The sequence below is a fragment of the Rhizobium oryzihabitans genome, assembly GCF_010669145.1.
In the GTDB taxonomy this organism is placed as follows: Bacteria; Pseudomonadota; Alphaproteobacteria; order Rhizobiales; family Rhizobiaceae; genus Agrobacterium; species Agrobacterium oryzihabitans.
This window is the reverse complement of the sequence record NZ_CP048632.1, coordinates 1,767,689-1,784,495: the sequence shown is the minus strand read 5'-3', so window position 1 is coordinate 1,784,495 and position 16,807 is coordinate 1,767,689. Positions and strand designations below refer to the sequence as shown.

At 58.8% G+C, this 16,807-nt stretch carries 13 protein-coding genes, 1 tRNA gene and 1 pseudogene; 10 read left to right on the top strand and 5 right to left on the bottom strand.

Annotation, left to right across the window (positions count from 1 at the left end):
• The first annotated feature begins 29 nt into the window (after window positions 1–29).
• The 4 genes from G3A56_RS09435 (at window position 30) to G3A56_RS09420 (ending at window position 5,578) form a co-directional block, all read left to right on the top strand.
• Window positions 30–1,706, top strand: coding sequence for an ABC transporter permease (locus G3A56_RS09435; protein ID WP_082183655.1), 1,677 nt, complete (start codon window positions 30–32; stop codon window positions 1,704–1,706).
• A 178-nt stretch (window positions 1,707–1,884) separates the two neighbouring features.
• Window positions 1,885–4,074 (top strand): TonB-dependent siderophore receptor, encoded by a 2,190-nt coding sequence (locus G3A56_RS09430; protein WP_082183657.1) that lies wholly within the window; start codon window positions 1,885–1,887, stop codon window positions 4,072–4,074.
• A 102-nt stretch (window positions 4,075–4,176) separates the two neighbouring features.
• Window positions 4,177–5,058 (top strand): helix-turn-helix transcriptional regulator, encoded by an 882-nt coding sequence (locus G3A56_RS09425; protein ID WP_164056341.1) that lies wholly within the window; start codon window positions 4,177–4,179, stop codon window positions 5,056–5,058.
• A gap of 127 nt (window positions 5,059–5,185) precedes the next feature.
• Window positions 5,186–5,578 carry a PRC-barrel domain-containing protein gene (locus G3A56_RS09420; RefSeq protein WP_003493666.1) on the top strand — a complete coding sequence of 131 codons (393 nt, stop codon included), beginning with the start codon at window positions 5,186–5,188 and terminating at the stop codon, window positions 5,576–5,578.
• A gap of 106 nt (window positions 5,579–5,684) precedes the next feature.
• Here the strand turns inward: G3A56_RS09420 and G3A56_RS09415 are convergent, their stop codons facing one another.
• From G3A56_RS09415 to G3A56_RS09400, 4 genes and pseudogenes are all read right to left on the bottom strand, one after another.
• Entirely contained in the window at window positions 5,685–5,930 is a 246-nt protein-coding gene (locus G3A56_RS09415) for a DUF982 domain-containing protein (protein WP_082183658.1), read from the bottom strand.
• 340 nt (window positions 5,931–6,270) lie between these two features.
• Window positions 6,271–6,428: pseudogene (locus G3A56_RS09410) on the bottom strand (YqaE/Pmp3 family membrane protein).
• A 162-nt stretch (window positions 6,429–6,590) separates the two neighbouring features.
• Window positions 6,591–6,666, bottom strand: a tRNA-Thr gene (locus G3A56_RS09405).
• 136 nt (window positions 6,667–6,802) lie between these two features.
• Complete coding sequence (locus G3A56_RS09400; RefSeq protein ID WP_082183660.1) at window positions 6,803–7,765, bottom strand: NAD(P)H-dependent flavin oxidoreductase; 963 nt, start codon at window positions 7,763–7,765, stop codon at window positions 6,803–6,805.
• Window positions 7,766–8,028: 263 nt separating this feature from the next.
• Here G3A56_RS09400 and G3A56_RS09395 point away from each other — a divergent pair, with 263 nt between their 5' ends.
• The gene (locus tag G3A56_RS09395; protein WP_082183661.1) at window positions 8,029–9,165 is read left to right on the top strand and encodes a hypothetical protein; all 1,137 of its coding nucleotides are present in this window, start codon (window positions 8,029–8,031) and stop codon (window positions 9,163–9,165) included.
• A gap of 72 nt (window positions 9,166–9,237) precedes the next feature.
• On the opposite strand, the gene ppk2 is transcribed toward G3A56_RS09395, so the two are convergent.
• Window positions 9,238–10,119, bottom strand: a complete 882-nt coding sequence (ppk2, locus tag G3A56_RS09390) for a polyphosphate kinase 2 (RefSeq protein WP_082183663.1) — start codon at window positions 10,117–10,119, stop codon at window positions 9,238–9,240.
• Between the two features lie 240 nt (window positions 10,120–10,359).
• On the opposite strand from ppk2, the gene phoR reads away from it, so the two are divergent.
• From phoR to pstB, 5 genes are all read left to right on the top strand, one after another.
• Entirely contained in the window at window positions 10,360–11,616 is a 1,257-nt protein-coding gene (gene phoR, locus G3A56_RS09385) for a phosphate regulon sensor histidine kinase PhoR (protein WP_409528191.1), read from the top strand.
• 194 nt (window positions 11,617–11,810) lie between these two features.
• Window positions 11,811–12,845 carry a substrate-binding domain-containing protein gene (locus G3A56_RS09380; protein WP_003493680.1) on the top strand — a complete coding sequence of 345 codons (1,035 nt, stop codon included), beginning with the start codon at window positions 11,811–11,813 and terminating at the stop codon, window positions 12,843–12,845.
• A 273-nt stretch (window positions 12,846–13,118) separates the two neighbouring features.
• Window positions 13,119–14,603, top strand: a complete 1,485-nt coding sequence (gene pstC, locus G3A56_RS09375; protein ID WP_082183666.1) for a phosphate ABC transporter permease subunit PstC — start codon at window positions 13,119–13,121, stop codon at window positions 14,601–14,603.
• Window positions 14,600–15,922, top strand: coding sequence for a phosphate ABC transporter permease PstA (gene pstA / locus G3A56_RS09370; protein ID WP_003493684.1), 1,323 nt, complete (start codon window positions 14,600–14,602; stop codon window positions 15,920–15,922). The genes pstC and pstA overlap by 4 nt, the downstream gene beginning before the upstream one ends.
• A 14-nt stretch (window positions 15,923–15,936) precedes the next feature.
• Window positions 15,937–16,752, top strand: a complete 816-nt coding sequence (pstB, locus tag G3A56_RS09365; protein ID WP_003493686.1) for a phosphate ABC transporter ATP-binding protein PstB — start codon at window positions 15,937–15,939, stop codon at window positions 16,750–16,752.
• Window positions 16,753–16,807: the final 55 nt, after the last annotated feature.

Here is a 16,807-nt window from a genome sequence, read left to right as displayed (position 1 = left end):
GCGCCTTTCCCTGTATTTTCAAGAAGCTCATGAATCCAGACGCCGCCCAGCCTTTGACGTCCCGCGCAGGAACACGGTTTTCATCCTCCTTCTGGTGGCTGTGCCTGTCCCTGGCTGCGGTCTGTGGCGCCATGGTGCCGGTTCTGGCGCTCGTCTCGCAGGCCGTGCAGGGTTCTCAGGGCCTGTGGGCGCATCTCGGCGCGAGCGTCATTCTGACGGCTTTGCCGGACACCGTGATCCTTCTTGCAGGCGTCGGGCTGCTGGCTGGTATTGTCGGCACATATGCGGCCTGGCTTGTCACCGCCTATGATTTTCCCGGACGGAAAATACTCGAATGGGCGCTGCTGCTGCCGCTGGCGATGCCGACCTACATCGTCGCTTACGCCTATCTCGATATTCTGCACCCGATCGGGCCGGTGCAGGGCGCACTCCGTTGGCTGCTTGGTTATTCCAGCCCGCGCGAATTCCGCCTGCCGGATATAAGGTCGATGACGGGCTGCATCATCCTGCTCGGTTTCGTGCTGTTTCCCTATGTCTATATTCCAGTCCGCGCTATGTTCCTGACGCAGGCGGGCAACCTGCTCGAAGCTGCCCGCACGCTGGGTGTTTCCAGACGTGCGGCTTTCTTCAAGGTCGCCGTGCCGCTGGCGCGCCCTGCGATCGCGGTCGGCATCAGCCTTGCCTTGATGGAGGCGCTGAATGATATCGGCGCATCGGAATTTCTCGGTGTCCGCACGCTCACCGTTTCGGTCTACACCACCTGGGTCACGAAATCGGACTTGCCGGGTGCGGCGCAGATCGCGCTTTCCATGCTGTTCATCGTGGTCGCGCTTGTGGCGTTCGAGCGATGGGCGCGGCGCAAGCAGCGTTATGCGGTCTCGGCGCAGAAAAGCAGGGAGCTGGAGCCGGTGCGGCTTGCCGGCCTGAAAGCCTTTGGCGCTCTTGCTCTCGGCAGTCTGCCGGTCGTAATCGGTTTCGTGGCGCCGGCGAGCTATCTGGTGATCGAGGCATGGAAGCGGTTCCGGTTCAGCGGCCTGTCGTCCCGTTTCACTGAGGAGGCTCTGAATACCATCCTCTTCGCAGGACTTGCGACGGCGATCACCCTCATCCTCGGCCTTGCGGTGGCTTACGCGATGCGCCTTGCTCCGGGACGCCTTTCGCTCTGGTCCTATCGGCTTTCCACGGTGGGTTACGCTGCTCCCGGCACGGTCATTGCCATTGGCGTGCTGATCGCGCTTGGCGGCTTTGACAGGTTCGTTGACCAGACAATGCGCGAGTGGTTCGGCATATCCACCGGCCTCATTTTCATCGGCAGTGGTGCCGCCCTGATCTACGCCTATTCGGCGCGTTTCCTCACCATTGCGGCGGGCGGCGTCGATGCCGGTCTGAGCCGCATCCCGCAATCCTTCGATCACGCTTCGCGAACGCTTGGACGATCGGCAACGCAGACATTCCGACAGATCCATCTGCCGCTTTCAAAGGCATCGCTGGCCGCCGCCGCCTTGCTTATCTTCGTTGATTGCGTCAAGGAGCTTCCGGCCACGCTCCTGTTGCGGCCGCTTAATTTCGAGACTTTCGCAACCCATCTTTATGGTGAAGCGGCGCGCGGTACTTACGAGGAAGCGGCAATCGCGGCACTGGCGATCGTCGTCATTGGCATCCTTCCGGTCATGCAGCTTGCAAGGATTGGGCGGCGCAAGGGCTGACATCTACATCTGGCCCCATAAATGACGGGCGCAAAACTGTGCGAGAAGCCAATAAGCTTCAAATCCCCCAGAAAACGACAAGCATCCCGCCTTAATCCTGATGTAAATACTCAGCTTAATTGAGGTGCTGCGGCCTGCCGTATATAAACGTCGGCCGTGATCTGTTTCGGGGCATATCTTGAAAAATTTGCATGAGATGTTTTTGGGCCGCCTGGCTCTGGGAACGGCTGCCATTGTTTTGATGACGCCGGTGGTGGGTCAAGCGCAGCAGACGACGGTTCTGCGTGAGATCACAGTCGAGGGGCAGGGCACGGAAAACGCCACGGGTCCGGTCCGGGGATATGTCGCGAAAAAAAGCGCGACGGGATCGAAAACCGATACGGAAACGAAGGATATTCCACAATCCGTGTCGGTCATCGGTCGCAGGGAAATGGACGATCGCGGCGTTGTGACCAAAATCGACGAGGTTCTGCGCTACACGCCCGGCGTGACGGCGGAGCCTTTTGGCACGGATCCGGATACGGACTGGTTTTACATTCGCGGTTTCCAGGCAACCCAGACCGGCGTGTTTCTGGATGGGCTGAACCTGTTCAGCTACGGTTTCGGCGGTTTCCAGATGGACGCCTACGGTCTGGAGCGGGTGGAGGTGCTGAAGGGACCGGCTTCGGTGCTTTATGGCGGTGCCAATCCCGGCGGCATCGTGCAGATGGTTCGCAAGCGCCCGCAGGACGAGCCGGTCCGCGAAACGGAAATCGGCATCAATAATTTCGGCAACGCCTTCTTCGGTTTTGATCTTGGCGATAAGGTCGACGGTGAGGGCGTGTGGAAATACCGCGTCACCGGCAAGGTCTCGGGCGGCGATAATTACACCGACTATTCCGAGGATCTCCGTGGCTTCATCATGCCGCAGATCACCTTCGAGCCGGATGCGCAGACGAGCGCCACGCTGTACGGATATTTCTCGGCGCTGGATCAGGTTCATGTCGGCAATGGCTTCCTGCCCTATGTCGGCACCGTGGTTGACGCACCGTTCGGCAAGCTTGACCGCAAGGCGTTTTACGGCGAGCCCGACCTTGATAGTGGCCGCGTCTACCAGTCAATGGTGGGTTACGAAGTCAGCCATGAATTCGACAATGGCTGGAAGATCAGCCAGAACGCCCGCTACGGCCACCTCTACAAGCATGAAACCGGGCCCTATCCGGGCGGTTGGGCGAATGCCGACGCCAATGGCCAGCCGATCCTCGATGCCACCACCAATGACTATATGCTGACCCGCTTTGGTTATGATGGCCTGTCCAAGGTGGACAGTTTCGGCGTCGACAATCGTGTCGAAGGCCAGTTCGATACCGGCGCGGTCAGCCATTCTCTGCTCTTTGGCCTCGACTATAAATATTACAAGCTGGATCAGGTGCAGGCCTGCTGCGGATCGAATGCGATCGGCGCGCTCAACCCGGTCTACGGTTCGACGCAGGGAACGAATTTCGTCTACGCCAACAACGTCGTGACGCAACAGCAGATCGGCATCTATGCGCAGGACCAGCTGCGTTTCGGTGATGGCTGGCTGGTCACGCTGAACGGCCGCTATGACTATGTCGATACGGAACTGAACAACAGGCTGCCGGCTGCCGTGTCGCGCCGCTCCAATGACGATGCGCTGAGCGGTCGCGCCGGTCTCGCCTTTGAATTCGACAACGGCCTGACGCCCTATGTCTCGGCCGCCACCTTCTTCAATCCGCTTATCGATACGCTTGCGGATGGCAGCTCCGCCGTACCGGAGGAGGGACATCAGTTCGAGGCCGGTATCAAATATGAGCCGACCTTCTTTGACGGCAGCATCACCGCCTCTGTCTTCAAGCTGGTGAAGGACAACGCCATTGTTTCCTATACGGCCGGCGGCGTGACCACGAGCGGCCAGTTCGGACAGGTGGAGTCCACCGGTTTCGAGCTGGAGGCAAAGGCCAATCTCAGCGACAACTGGAAGACCATCGCCTCCTATTCCTATACCGATCTCGATATCACCAAGGATGCCAATCCCAACCTGATCGGCAAATCGCCGTGGATCGTGCCCGCTCACACCGCGTCGCTTTGGGTGGATTACGCCTTTACCGATGATACGTTTGAAGGCCTCAGCATTGGCGGCGGCGCACGTTACCAGGGCAAGTCCTGGGCCGATGCGGCAAACACGCTGCGTGTGCCGGATGCTGCGGTCTTCGATGCCGCGATCCGTTACGAGAAGAACGACTGGACGGCCTCCGTCAATGTCGCGAATGTTTTCGACAGGGAATATGTCAAGAGCTGCGCCGGGGTCTCCGTTTGCGGCTGGGGTGACAGCCGCACGATAACCTTCAAGCTTGCCAAGAAGTGGTAATCGCCGGCCGGCAGTTGCGGGAAAAATAGTTTGCCACTATAAACATGAATAATCTTATCATGTTTATAGTGGCGCCCTTGCGCCTTGCGGGATCAAGAGGCCATGGCTTTCCGCGTTCGGATGGAAAACGAGATCGAGGGCTTTGCCGTCATCGGCGGCCCGCGCTCAAGGGTGTGGAACGGCATCGTCGCCGATCTCTGGGACGTGCATTGCGCGCCGAGGGCGGGTGGCCGTTATGTCGGCAAGGACCCGCGTTTCGTTTTCCTGCTCGATATGGATGGGGCGGATGGTGGCCGGTTCATGATGAACCGCTGCCGCCGCGACAATTACGGCTCGTCCGAAGCGAACCGGATTTCCTTCGTGCCCGCCGATCTGGATGTGCATGCGGAACTCAGCAATGTTTCCTTCGTGCGCCATCTCGATCTGCACTTTGATGCGGGGTTGCTGGGTGCGCGACTGGTGCAGGGGTTCGATCCGCACGGGCTGCTTGATCCGCATCTGATGTTCGAGGATGAACGCCTGCTTGCGCTAGCGCGGCTGATCGCCGCCGAATGCGATAATCCAGACCCTTTGCATGATCTATACGGCGAAAGCCTCGTGCTGGCGCTGTTGACGGATTTCCTCAAGGTGAAGCGCGAGCCTGTCAAAAAGCGCAGCAAGCTTGCCTCCTGGCAATTGCGGGCGGCGACGGACTACATTCGCGAACATTGCCTGCGCTCGATAAGGCTGGAGGAACTCGCGGAGCTCACCAACCTGTCGCAATCCCATTTCAGCCACGCCTTCAAGGCGTCGACAGGCGTGCCGCCGCATCAATGGCAGATGCAGGCACGCATCGATCGCGTCAAGGATCTGATGATGCGAACGGATATGGCGCTCACCGACATCGCCATTGCAGCCGGCTTTTCGGACCAGGCGCATTTCTCGCGCGTCTTCCGCAAGATGGTCGGCGTTTCCCCTTCGGTCTGGCAAAAGATCAGGCAATAGTGCCCATTCGTTCCATGTCTGTGCGAAAAAAATCCTGTTTCGGGGCTTAAAAAGCTTCGGAACGAATTGTCCCTGCGGTGGTTTACCAGACGTACCATTTACGAGGAAAACCAAGGAGGAAGATGTCATGTTGCATCAGGAACCCCGTGCCGGACAGGACCCCTATGTCAAGGACACGCCGAGCCTTATCGCCAGCGACAAGGTTGAAGGAACGCGCGTTTATGGCGCGGATAGCAAACACATCGGCTCGATCCAGCGCATCATTCTGGAGAAGCGTGGCGGCCGTGTCGCCTATGCGGTATTGAGCTTCGGCGGCTTTCTGGGCATTGGCGATGACTACTACCCGCTGCCGTGGGAAAAGCTTCATTACGACGACGAGCTGGACGGCTATCGCATCGATCTCACCAAGGAAGAGATCGAAAACGCGCCGCACTTCGCCAATCTTGATGACAACGACCTGCTGAACGCCAAGGACCGCAAGGTCTATGACTATTACGGCGTTGCGCCCTACTGGATGTAAGGCTTCGCAGCACCATAGAGCAGGCATTTCCGGTTTCCTTCAGTCCCGGAAATGCCGCATACAAAAACGGCTCCTGTTCAGGAGCCGTTTTTCGCGTGGCCGCATGTCAATGTGGATTTTTCTGCATCTCTGAAACCGCATCGGTAAAGCACTTGCGGGCTTCCTCAGGTGACTTTCGTCCATCAAGGGCGGCGCGGCAGGCGCTTCTGGCTCTCACGAAACTCAATCCGCGTATTTTATTAGGCCAGCCTTCGGTCAATAATATCAGGGCCTCAAAGGGGCCGGCGACGACACTCTTGCCGTTCGCCTCGAGATTGACCTCGACAGGTTCTGTCCATCTCTCGTTCTTCATCGTGCACCTCCCAGAGCAACGCGATCCCGAAATACACTCGACAGCGGAGCAACCCATGAACGCAGTCGTGTGTTACTGCCGCTTAGGATAAGCGCAAGCGATCGAATTGACAACGGTGATCAGCGGAAGCCGAAAAACGACAGGATCGCCAGAACGATAACGACGAGGCCGACGATGTAGATGATCTGGTTCATGATTTTCTCCTTGGCTGGTGTCATCACCATAACGTGAGGGAGAAGACGAGGTTCCAGCTCCGAAAGAATTTAATCACGTACTAAAATATTGCGGACGTCCCTTTGTGCGCGGCCGTGACGCCGCGCACAGACAATTGCCATGACCGTTACCTGCGCAAGATCACCCAGATGGCGTGAATGATGCCCGGCACGTAGCCGCACAGCGTCAGGAGAATATTCAGCCAGAAATGCAGGCCAAGTCCAACCTGAAGGAACACGCCGACCGGGGAAGAATGATGGCGATAAGAATACGAATGACATCCACGATAACAGGCTTTCCTTTTGACCATAACTTACCGGTCAACGTGTGGCGGGGCGTTTGGTTTCAAATGCGTCTGCGATCGCAGGCCGCCTGATAACGGCAGACAAGCCGACAGCGCCGGCTGAAATCCGCTTGAGGTATAAATTGTCATTTAGGGAGATAAAATGGTGCCGCTTACGTGACTCGAACACGTGACCCCGTCATTACGAATGACGTGCTCTACCAACTGAGCTAAAGCGGCCCGATTGTGACCCGTTTGTTACGGATCAGCTTCATGGCGGGCTGATACAGGCAATGCCGATGGATTTCAAGCCTTGAATGTGCAGGTTTTGAAAATTCCGTAAAAAGCTTTGCCTGTCCATTGTTTACCTGCGGCTTCAGGTTTTGCCGCATATGCGCTTTTTGGCTTCCTCATATTCATTGGCCAGACGATCGACGAGATCGGCCACCGGCTCGATGGACTTGATCGCGCCGATGCCCTGGCCTGCGCCCCAGATATCCTTCCAGGCCTTTGCACCGCCAGTGGCGGTTTCAAAATCCATTTTCGAAGGGTCCGCTTCGGGCAGGTTGTCCGGGTCCATGCCGGAGGCCACGATCGAGCTTTTCAGGTAGTTGCCGTGCACGCCCGTGAAATAGTTCGAATAGACGATATCCTTGGCTTGCGCTTCCACGATCGCCTGCTTGTAACCATCGGAGGCGCGGGCCTCCTGCGTCGCGATGAAGGGGGAGCCGATATAGGCCATATCCGCGCCCATGGCCTGTGCGGCAAGGATGGAGCCGCCATTGGCGATGGCGCCGGCGAGCAGCAGGGGGCCATCGAACCATTCGCGGATTTCCTGAACGAGCGCGAAGGGCGAAAGCGTGCCTGCATGTCCGCCTGCACCCGTTGCCACCGCGATCAGCCCGTCCGCTCCCTTGCGGATGGCGGAGCGGGCGTGGCGATCGTTGATGACGTCATGCAGAACGATGCCGCCATAGGAATGCACGGCCGCGTTGACCTCCGGTACTGCGCCGAGCGAGGAAATCACCACCGGCACCTTGTATTTGACGCAGAGGCCGAGATCGTGTTCTAGCCGCCGGTTGGACATGTGCACGATCTGGTTGACCGCGAAGGGTGCAGCCGGGCGATCGGGGTTGGCCTTGTTGTGGGCGGCCAGCTCCTCGGTGATCATTGCCAGCCATTCATCCAGCTGGCTTTCTGGCCGCGCATTCAGCGCGGGGAAAGCACCGATGACACCCGCCTTGCATTGAGCCAGTGTCAGTTGCGGATGCGAAATAATGAATAGCGGTGACGCTATGACCGGAAGACGCAGATTGTCTTTCAGCACGGACGGCAGCATGTCTCCTCCCACGGATTACGTTTACGCGCACGTAAGTCAATATCGCGTTCGGTAGCGGATTGAAAGCGAAAACGGTGTGGTGCCGGGCTCTCAAATCTGCGTTCGCAGCGCCACAATGGATCGATTTTCCCCAAAGCAATCCGGTCTTTATAACAAAATAACAAACGGTGCTTGCGGAGGCGCGGCATAGCCGTTACCGAATCGTGAATGTATGGCGCAACGCCGCATATTTTTTGCAAGGCGCAATAGAACAAGGATCGGTCGTGAGCGGACTGGAAACGGCAATCAGAAATGCTCTGGAAAAATCGGACAGATCGAACGCCGAAGTTCGTGCACGGATTTACCAATCCTCCCGTCAGGCACTGGAAGCGGGCCTGCGCAAGCAGGGCATAGACGATCCGCAGGTGGTGGCCCAGCAGCGCCAGCGGCTCGAGAGCCTGATCCATATTATCGAGAATGAAGAGCGCAACCGTCTTCTCGACCGGGTGGAGCAGCAATTGCGGCCGCCTCTGCCGGAAAATCCGGTGCAGGATGATCACTCGGTCGATCCTGCCTCACAACCCCAGCATCATGGCGATATGGCTATCGAACCGGAATTGCGCGGCGAAACGCGCGACGCGCGGCCGGTTGCTGCTGAAAACCTGAGCGCCGGCCGGCGCAATGGAAAGACGCCAAAGAGAGGCTCCAGCGCAGCCGACGCCTCGCTTGCCTTTCGTCCGGAAGGTGCTGTTGGCCGGCGCAAACGCCGCGGGCTTTTTGCCCGACTTTTCATATATTTGACACTCCTGGCGTTTATCGGTTTCGGCGCCTGGTGGGCCTATTCTTCCGGCCTGCTGCTGTCGCCGGAGCAGCGCGATACCAGCGTGCCCAATCCGCCGGCGCAGGTGCAGGCGGAGGACTTCACCGGTGCGGAGCCAGCGCCGAGCCTTTCCGCCGGCCGTGGTTTTTCCGATGACTGGGTTGAAATATTCAATGCCGAGCGCGGCAGTTCCGGGATTTCGGCAGGCGCGCGCGCCACTGTCGAGAATATTGCCACGCCGGCCGGCAAGGCGATAAAGGTGACGTCGAGAAGCGTCTCACAGGATGGCGCGGTCAGCATCGAGGTTCCGGTGGAGGTGATGCGGGATATGGCGGGCAAATCCTCGACCATATCAATCACGCTGCAATCATCCAGCGACCGGCAGACGCAGGTTTCCGTCGCCTGCGATTTCGCAACCCTTGGCGATTGCTCCCGTCACCGCTTCACGGCCACGGCCGAGCGTGCGGATATGCTGCTGAATGCGACATTTGAACGTTCGCTAGCCCCCAATGCGCCGGGCAAGGTCTTCATCAACAGCGATATTGATGGCAACAGCCGCCCGGTCAATCTTTATTCCGTGCGCATTCTGCCAGGTCAGTAAGAAGCGACCCGGTAAGATAAGATAGAGTGACAAGCGCCGCGGCCTTTGGGCGCCTGTCACCGTCTCCCGATCCTATTTGAGAAAGCCGGGGCCTGATCCCAGTATCTTGCCGTCGATCTCGCCGATTGCCTTCTTGTCCTTGCCGTCATAGTCGAGTGCATTGAGAATGTGCCGGATGAGGTTCACCCTTGCGCGGCGTTTGTCGTTGGCGCGCACCACTGTCCAGGGGGCAGCGTCGGTATGGGTCTTTTCCAGCATCTCGTCGCGCTTGTCCGTGTAGTCATCCCATTTCGTCAGTGCGGCAATATCCATGTCGGAAAGCTTCCAGCATTTCAGCGGGCTGTGGCGACGATCGTGAAAACGCTCGATCTGCGTTTCCCGGCCGATGTCGAGCCAGAACTTGAACAGATGAACGTCCTCATGGACCAGCATCTTTTCAAGGCGCGGCGTTTCCTTGAGGAAGCGCTTGTGCTCTTCCGGGGTGCAAAAACCCATGACCGGCTCCACCCCGGCGCGGTTATACCAGGAACGGTCGAACAGAACGAATTCACCCGCTGTCGGAAAATGCGAGATATAACGCTGGAAATACCATTGGCCGCGCTCGGTTTCCGTCGGTTTCGTCAGCGCCACGATACGGGCATAGCGGGGGTTGAGATATGCCCGGGTAGCGAAGATCGCGCCGCCCTTGCCGGCCGCATCGCGGCCCTCGAACACGGCCATCACCCGTTTGCCGGTGGCCTGCAACCAGAACTGTACCTTGACCAGCTCCACCTGCAGCGCTTCGAGGACTGCATCATATTCCTCGCGCTTCATCTTTTTGTCGTAAGGAAAATCACCAGCGGAAAGCTTGTTTTCCTCCACCCAGTCTGGAAGAACCGGATCGTCTATATCGAAGCTGCGCAGCTTGCCGCCAACCGTCAGCTCCACCGAGCGCTTCTTCGTTTCCGCGTCCATATTTTCCTCCGGCTGTTGTTGTGTAAAGGCAACTCGCCGCCAATGAGTTCATATCCACCGGCAGAATTCAAGTGAAAGAGGGTGGGTTGGCCTGGGTGCGACGGCGCAAGCGATTGCGGCACCTATTTTGCGCATATACGTTGTGGAAAATGCGCGGCGATGAATCTCTGTCATGAAGCTGGCCTATGAGGTTTCGGTGCGCTGTCAGGTGGAAGTGGAAAGTGGGCTGAAATGGCAGTCATGGAAGGCGATAGCGGATTAAGGCTTTTGGCAAAAAAGCTTCGCCGAAACTGGTTGCCCGTTCTGGTCGTCAGCATGCTTGCCGTCGTGGCCGTCTCGGAGCTTCACACACCCTATATGCCCGCTGTCCTGTGGCTCTGCGCCATCATCGCCATTCTGGCCGTTCGGGAAAGGTCGGCGGGTGCGAGGGACGAAAACGCGGCTGTAGAAACGGATGAGCCGGAAGTGCCCGGTGAAAACGTCATTTCCGGCGTCCGCGCGGGCCTTGCCGTCCTGGATACGCCGGTCTTCATCCTCGATAAGAATGCCAGCGTGCTGTATCAGAACGGCGCAGCGGAGCGCGCCTTCGGCCAGCTTCCGGCCGGCGCGCATATTTCCGCCCGGCTGCGTTCGCCGGGTCTGCTGGATGTCATTCGCGAAACCATCACCACCGGCCAGCCCAACCAGGTCGAGCATTCCGAGCGGTTTCCATCCGAGCGGGTCTTCATCGTCCGTATCGCCCGTGCCGATGCGGGGGAAGTTGCGGGACCGCCATTCTACATCCTGTCGTTCCGCGACGTTTCAGAGCTTCGCCGCATCGACCGTATGCGCAGCGACTTCGTCGCCAATGCCAGCCATGAATTGCGCACGCCGCTCGCCTCCCTTCGCGGTTTCATCGAGACAATGCAGGGGCCGGCGCGCAACGATCCGAAAGCGCAGGAACGGTTCCTCGCCATCATGCTGGATCAGGCAACCCGCATGAGCAGGCTGGTGGACGACCTCATGTCGCTTTCAAGGCTGGAATTGCGGGCGAATATCGCTCCGGACCAGAAGGTCGATCTCGTGCCCGTCATCGGCCATGTGCGCGATGCGCTGCTGCCGCTCGCCGACGAGCTCGATGTCGATATCATCCTGCATCTGCCCGACCGGCCGGCGGAAGTGCAGGGCGATCGTGACGAGCTGGTGCAGGTGTTCCAGAACCTCGTTGAAAATGCTTGCAAATATGGGCAGGAAGGCAAGGTCGTGGATGTCTGGCTGCGCGCCGAACCCGGCAAGCCGGTGGAGGTGAGCGTCATCGACAAGGGCCCGGGCATTCCCGCCGAACATGTGCCGCGCCTGACGGAGCGGTTCTATCGCGTCAGCGTCGCCGACAGCCGGTCCAAAAAGGGAACGGGCCTAGGGCTTGCCATCGTCAAGCACATCCTCACCCGCCACCGCGCCCGCCTCATCATTAAATCGGAACTGGGCAACGGCACGGACTTTACCGTCAGATTTTAACATAAAAGGCATAAGGCCTTTAATTTCGAAAAATTCTATAAGCAAAATCAGTAATTTAGATTGTCACAAATCTTTCACTGAAGTGACATAAAAGGATGTGGCTACGGTGGTTAAGAAAAGGTCGCCGAGCGCATGCTAAGAGCGATTGCCGCAATCGGCTGCGTCCACAAACAAGCCCACGACGGGAGAGACAAATGAACATCGTAAAATTTTCCGCAGCAGCTCTGGTGGCTTCTGTCGCCTTCGCTGGCGCCGCCGCTGCTCGCGACCAGATTCAGGTTGCCGGTTCTTCCACTGTTCTGCCCTATGCCAAGATCGTTGCCGAGACATTTGCTGAAACCTTCCCGAACTTTAAGGCTCCGGTTGTTGAGTCCGGCGGCACGGGCGGCGGTCTGAAGGCGTTCTGCTCCGGCGTTGGTGAAGGCACCATCGACATCGCCAACGCTTCGCGCAAGATCAAGACCGACGAACTGGCCGCCTGTAAGGCTGCTGGCGTTGCCGACGTTCAGGAAGTGAAGATCGGTTACGACGGTATCGTCTTCGCGATGGACGCATCCAACAAGGACATCAAGCTTGAGCCGAAGGATCTCTACCTCGCTCTCGCCGCTGAAGTCGTCAAGGACGGCAAGCTCGTTGCCAACCCCTACAAGAAGTGGTCGGAAGTCAACAAGGAACTGCCTGATGTAGCAATCGCTGCTTACATCCCGGGTTCCAAGCACGGCACGCGCGAAGTCTTCGAAGAGAAGATCATGGCTGACGGCTGCAAGGAAGCAGGCGCCACCGACGCCATCAAGACGCTGGTCCCCGATGCCAAGCAGGCTGCTGCAAAGTGCATCGCAGTCCGTAAGGACGGCGCCGCAGTCGACATCGACGGCGACTACACCGAGACGCTTGCTCGTATCGATGCCAACAAGACCGGCCTCGGCGTTTTCGGCCTCGCATTCTATGAAAACAATGCTGACCGTCTGAAGGTTGCGACTGTTTCGGGCGTTGTTCCGTCCACCGAAACCGTTGCCAGCGGCAAGTACCCGGTTTCTCGCCCGCTGTTCTTCTACGTGAAGAAGGCTCACCTGGGCGTTATCCCGGGCCTCAAGGAATATGTCGAGTTCTTCGTTTCTGACGAAATGATCGGCCCGGATTCCCCGCTCGCCAACTACGGCCTCGTTGCCGCTCCGGACAAAGAACGCGAAGAAATCCGCGCCAAGTTCGCTGCCGGCGCTTCGATGTAATAAAGAAAGAGGGGTGCGGCCTGCCGCGCCCCTCATTCCACTCCGCTGCCTTTCCGCCTCGGCGACGGTCTCCGGTTGACAGTTCCAATTCATCGTCGTCCACATAATTGTTGATCGATTACAGATGGATAGGATGTATCAACCTTGACGCTTGCCGGACTTTGATACAGTCAGGCGGCAAGCATTTCTGGATGGTCCAGCAGTCTCGTTTTGATGACTTTTTGATTTGCCCGATATCGCATCGTGCTCTTGGGGCACGCCGAGGGAACTCTAATGAACACATCGATCCTTTTGCTGATACTGGCGCTGATCGGCATCGGCAGCTATCTGCTCGGCAGCCGCCGTGCCGTTGCCCTGTCTGGCGGGCGCCCCGCCACCATGCATTCCCGTGCCGGTTATCACGGTTCCTACGCGGTGGTCTGGGCGGTGCTGCCCGCGGCGCTCATTCTCTGCGCCTGGCTTGTCATCAGCCCGCTGATCATTACGTCTTCCGTGCGCGCTGAATTTCCTGAAGATGTGCGCGCCCAATCCGAAGCGCAGCAGAGCCTGACATATGGTATGGTAACGTCGATCGCCCGAGGTCTGCAGCGGCTGACGGCGGAGGAGACGGCGCAGGTTGATGCGGATGCCGCCACGGTGCGGCCGCTTCTGGCGTCGAAGGGCGTTGCCATAGCCGGCGATCCCGAGCGCTACATGGTCGATGCCGCCCAGACGCTGAACGCGATGACGTCCACCAGCCGTATTGCGATGATCGCAATCGTGCTGCTGGCCGCTTTCGGCGGTGCAGCTTATGCGCTGCGTTCGATCGCTCCGCGCTTCCGGGCGCGCAACAGGGTCGAGAAGGTCATTCTCGCGGCCCTGCTCGTTGCCTCCTCCATTGCCATTCTGACGACCGTCGGCATCGTCCTGTCGATGCTGACGGAAGCCATCCAGTTCTTCACCATGGTTCCGGCACACCAGTTCTTCTTCGGAACGGTATGGGATCCGCGTTTCGCGGCGGCGGGTGCAACGGACTCGTCCGGCCAGTTCGGCCTGATCCCGCTGCTCGCCGGCACGCTTTACATCGGTTTCGTCGCCATGCTGGTGGCGGTCCCGGTCGGCCTGTTTTCGGCGATCTACATGTCGGAATACGCCTCGCCACGCCTTCGCTCCGTGGCAAAGCCGCTGCTCGAGGTGCTCGCCGGCATTCCCACCATCGTCTACGGCTTCTTCGCGCTGACGACGGTTGGTCCGTTCCTCAGAGACATTTCCACGCAGATCAACGGCCTGGCGACGGGTAACTACGCCAACTTCATCCAGGCGCAGAGCGTCATTACCGCCGGCTTCGTCATGGGCATCATGCTGATCCCCTATGTCTCGTCGCTGTCGGATGACATCATCACCGCCGTGCCGCGTTCGCTGCGTGACGGTTCGCTCGGTCTCGGCGCCACGCGGTCTGAAACCATCAAGAAGGTCATCGTTCCCGCCGCTCTTCCCGGCATCGTCGGCGCCGTGCTGATGACGGCATCGCGTGCGATTGGCGAAACCATGATCGTGGTTCTCGCGGCCGGCGTTGCCGCCCGCCTGCAGCTCAACCCCTTCGAACCGATGACCACCGTAACGGTCAAGATCGTCAGTCAGCTGACCGGCGACCTTGAATTCACCTCGCCGCAAACGCTGGTTGCCTTCGCGCTGGGCATCACACTTTTTGCCATCACGCTTTGCCTGAATATCTACGCGCTTTACATCGTGCGCAAATACCGGGAGCAATATGAATGACCGACATCGTTTCTCCCGCAGCCGGCGCTGCCGGCACCAACAAGGCCGCACGTCGTGATATCGGCATCAAGCGCCGCTACGCCGCCGAACGCCGTTTCCGTGCCTATGGCATGGCAGCGATTTCCTTCGGCCTCCTGTTCCTCTTCCTGCTGCTCTGGTCGGTCGTCTCCAAGGGCTACACCGCCTTCCAGCAGACGATGATCACCGTTCCGGTCGAGTTTTCCGAACTGATCATCGATCCGAAGAATGAGCGGGCCGCAAATCCTGCCAAGCTGATGACGGCCAATTATCCCGTCCTCGCTCGCGATGCGGTCGCCAAGGTTCTTGGCGTTGCGCCGACGGACCGTGCCGGTCTTCGCGCCGTCAACACCATGATCTCGGACAGCGTTCGGACACAGCTACGCGATATCGTCGTTGCCGATCCGGCCATTATCGGCACCACGCGCACCGTCACGCTTCTGGCGTCTGGTGATGTCGACAGTGCCTTCAAGGGCCAGGTGGACATGACGGTGGATGAAGCCAACCGCCGTATCTCGAACCAGCAGCTCGGCTGGATGAACCAGCTCGCCGAAAGCGGGCAGCTCGGCAAGCATTTCAATACTGGCATCTTCGTCAACGGCAATTCGAGCCGTCCGGAAGCGGCGGGTGTCGGCGTGGCGCTGATCGGCTCCTTTTACATGATGCTGATCGTGCTTGTGCTGTCGCTGCCGATCGGCGTTGCAGCCTCCATCTATCTTGAGGAATTTGCCCCGAAGAACCGCCTGACGGATCTCATCGAGGTGAACATCAACAATCTGGCGGCTGTTCCTTCGATCGTTTACGGTCTGCTCGGCCTTTCCGTTTTCATCAACTTCATGGGCTTTCCGCGCTCCGCCTCTCTGGTCGGTGGCCTTGTCCTGACGCTGATGACGCTGCCGACGATCATCATCGCGACCCGTGCCGCATTGAAGGCCGTGCCGCCGTCGATCCGCGCTGCCGCACTCGGTCTGGGCGCATCCAAGATGCAGACGATCTTCCACCACGTCCTGCCGCTCGCCATGCCTGGCATTCTGACCGGCACCATCATCGGCCTCGCCCACGCACTGGGCGAAACGGCGCCGCTGCTTCTGATCGGCATGGTGGCATTCGTTGCGAATTATCCGACAACGCCGATGGATCCGTCCACGGCTCTGCCGGTGCAAATTTACATGTGGGCGAACGAAGCCGAACGCGCCTTTGTCGAGAGGACATCTGGCGCTATCATCATCCTGCTTCTGTTCCTCATCGTCATGAATGTTGGCGCAATCCTGTTGCGTCGCCGCTTTGAGCGGCGCTGGTAGAGGGAGCTAGAGCAATGAACATGTTGTCGGAAGCAGCAGTTGAAAAGGCGCTGGACAAGAAAATGAATGAAGTCTCATACAAGATGATCGGCAAGGACGTTTCGGTTTATTACGGCGAAAAGCGCGCGCTTTACGACGTGAACCTCAACGTCCGTGAAAACACGGTGACTGCGCTTATCGGCCCGTCCGGTTGCGGTAAATCCACTTTCCTGCGCACCTTGAACCGCATGAACGACACGATCGACGGTTGCCGGGTCACCGGCAAGATCACGCTCGACACGGACGATATCTACGATCAGGCGATCGACGTCGTCGAATTGCGCGCCCGCGTCGGCATGGTGTTCCAGAAGCCTAACCCGTTTCCCAAGACCATCTATGAAAACATCGCCTACGGCCCGCGCATCCATGGTCTCGCCCGCAACAAGGCGGATATGGACCAGATCGTCGAGCAGAGCCTGCAGAAGGCGGGTCTCTGGAACGAGGTGAAGGATCGCCTGCTGGAGTCCGGCACGGGTCTCTCCGGTGGCCAGCAGCAGCGTCTGTGCATCGCGCGCGCGGTTGCCGTCAGCCCGGAAGTCATCCTGATGGACGAACCCTGCTCGGCGCTCGATCCGATCGCGACCGCAAAGGTCGAGGAACTGATCCACGAACTGCGCACCAACTACACGATCGTCATCGTCACGCACTCCATGCAGCAGGCGGCGCGTGTTTCGCAGCGTACGGCCATGTTCCATCTTGGTCATCTTGTCGAAGAAAATGAAACGGACAAGATGTTCACCAATCCGGATGACCAGCGCACGCAGGATTACATCATGGGCCGCTTCGGCTGATCCCCGGCCGGCGCTTTCTCGAAACCGAACAAGACTGGTGCCTCTGCCGTGCCCG

Excerpts from the sequence above, each read along its gene's own strand:
- G3A56_RS09435 (WP_082183655.1), top strand. The coding sequence starts at position 30 with ATGAATCCAGACGCCGCCCAGCCTTTGACGTCCCGCGCAGGAACACGG.
- G3A56_RS09425 (WP_164056341.1), top strand. The coding sequence starts at position 4,177 with ATGGCTTTCCGCGTTCGGATGGAAAACGAGATCGAGGGCTTTGCCGTC.
- G3A56_RS09420 (WP_003493666.1), top strand. The coding sequence starts at position 5,186 with ATGTTGCATCAGGAACCCCGTGCCGGACAGGACCCCTATGTCAAGGAC.
- G3A56_RS09415 (WP_082183658.1), bottom strand. The coding sequence starts at position 5,930 with ATGAAGAACGAGAGATGGACAGAACCTGTCGAGGTCAATCTCGAGGCG.
- G3A56_RS09400 (WP_082183660.1), bottom strand. The coding sequence starts at position 7,765 with ATGCTGCCGTCCGTGCTGAAAGACAATCTGCGTCTTCCGGTCATAGCG.
- ppk2 (WP_082183663.1), bottom strand. The coding sequence starts at position 10,119 with ATGGACGCGGAAACGAAGAAGCGCTCGGTGGAGCTGACGGTTGGCGGC.
- phoR (WP_409528191.1), top strand. The coding sequence starts at position 10,360 with ATGGAAGGCGATAGCGGATTAAGGCTTTTGGCAAAAAAGCTTCGCCGA.
- G3A56_RS09380 (WP_003493680.1), top strand. The coding sequence starts at position 11,811 with ATGAACATCGTAAAATTTTCCGCAGCAGCTCTGGTGGCTTCTGTCGCC.
- pstC (WP_082183666.1), top strand. The coding sequence starts at position 13,119 with ATGAACACATCGATCCTTTTGCTGATACTGGCGCTGATCGGCATCGGC.
- pstA (WP_003493684.1), top strand. The coding sequence starts at position 14,600 with ATGACCGACATCGTTTCTCCCGCAGCCGGCGCTGCCGGCACCAACAAG.
- pstB (WP_003493686.1), top strand. The coding sequence starts at position 15,937 with ATGAACATGTTGTCGGAAGCAGCAGTTGAAAAGGCGCTGGACAAGAAA.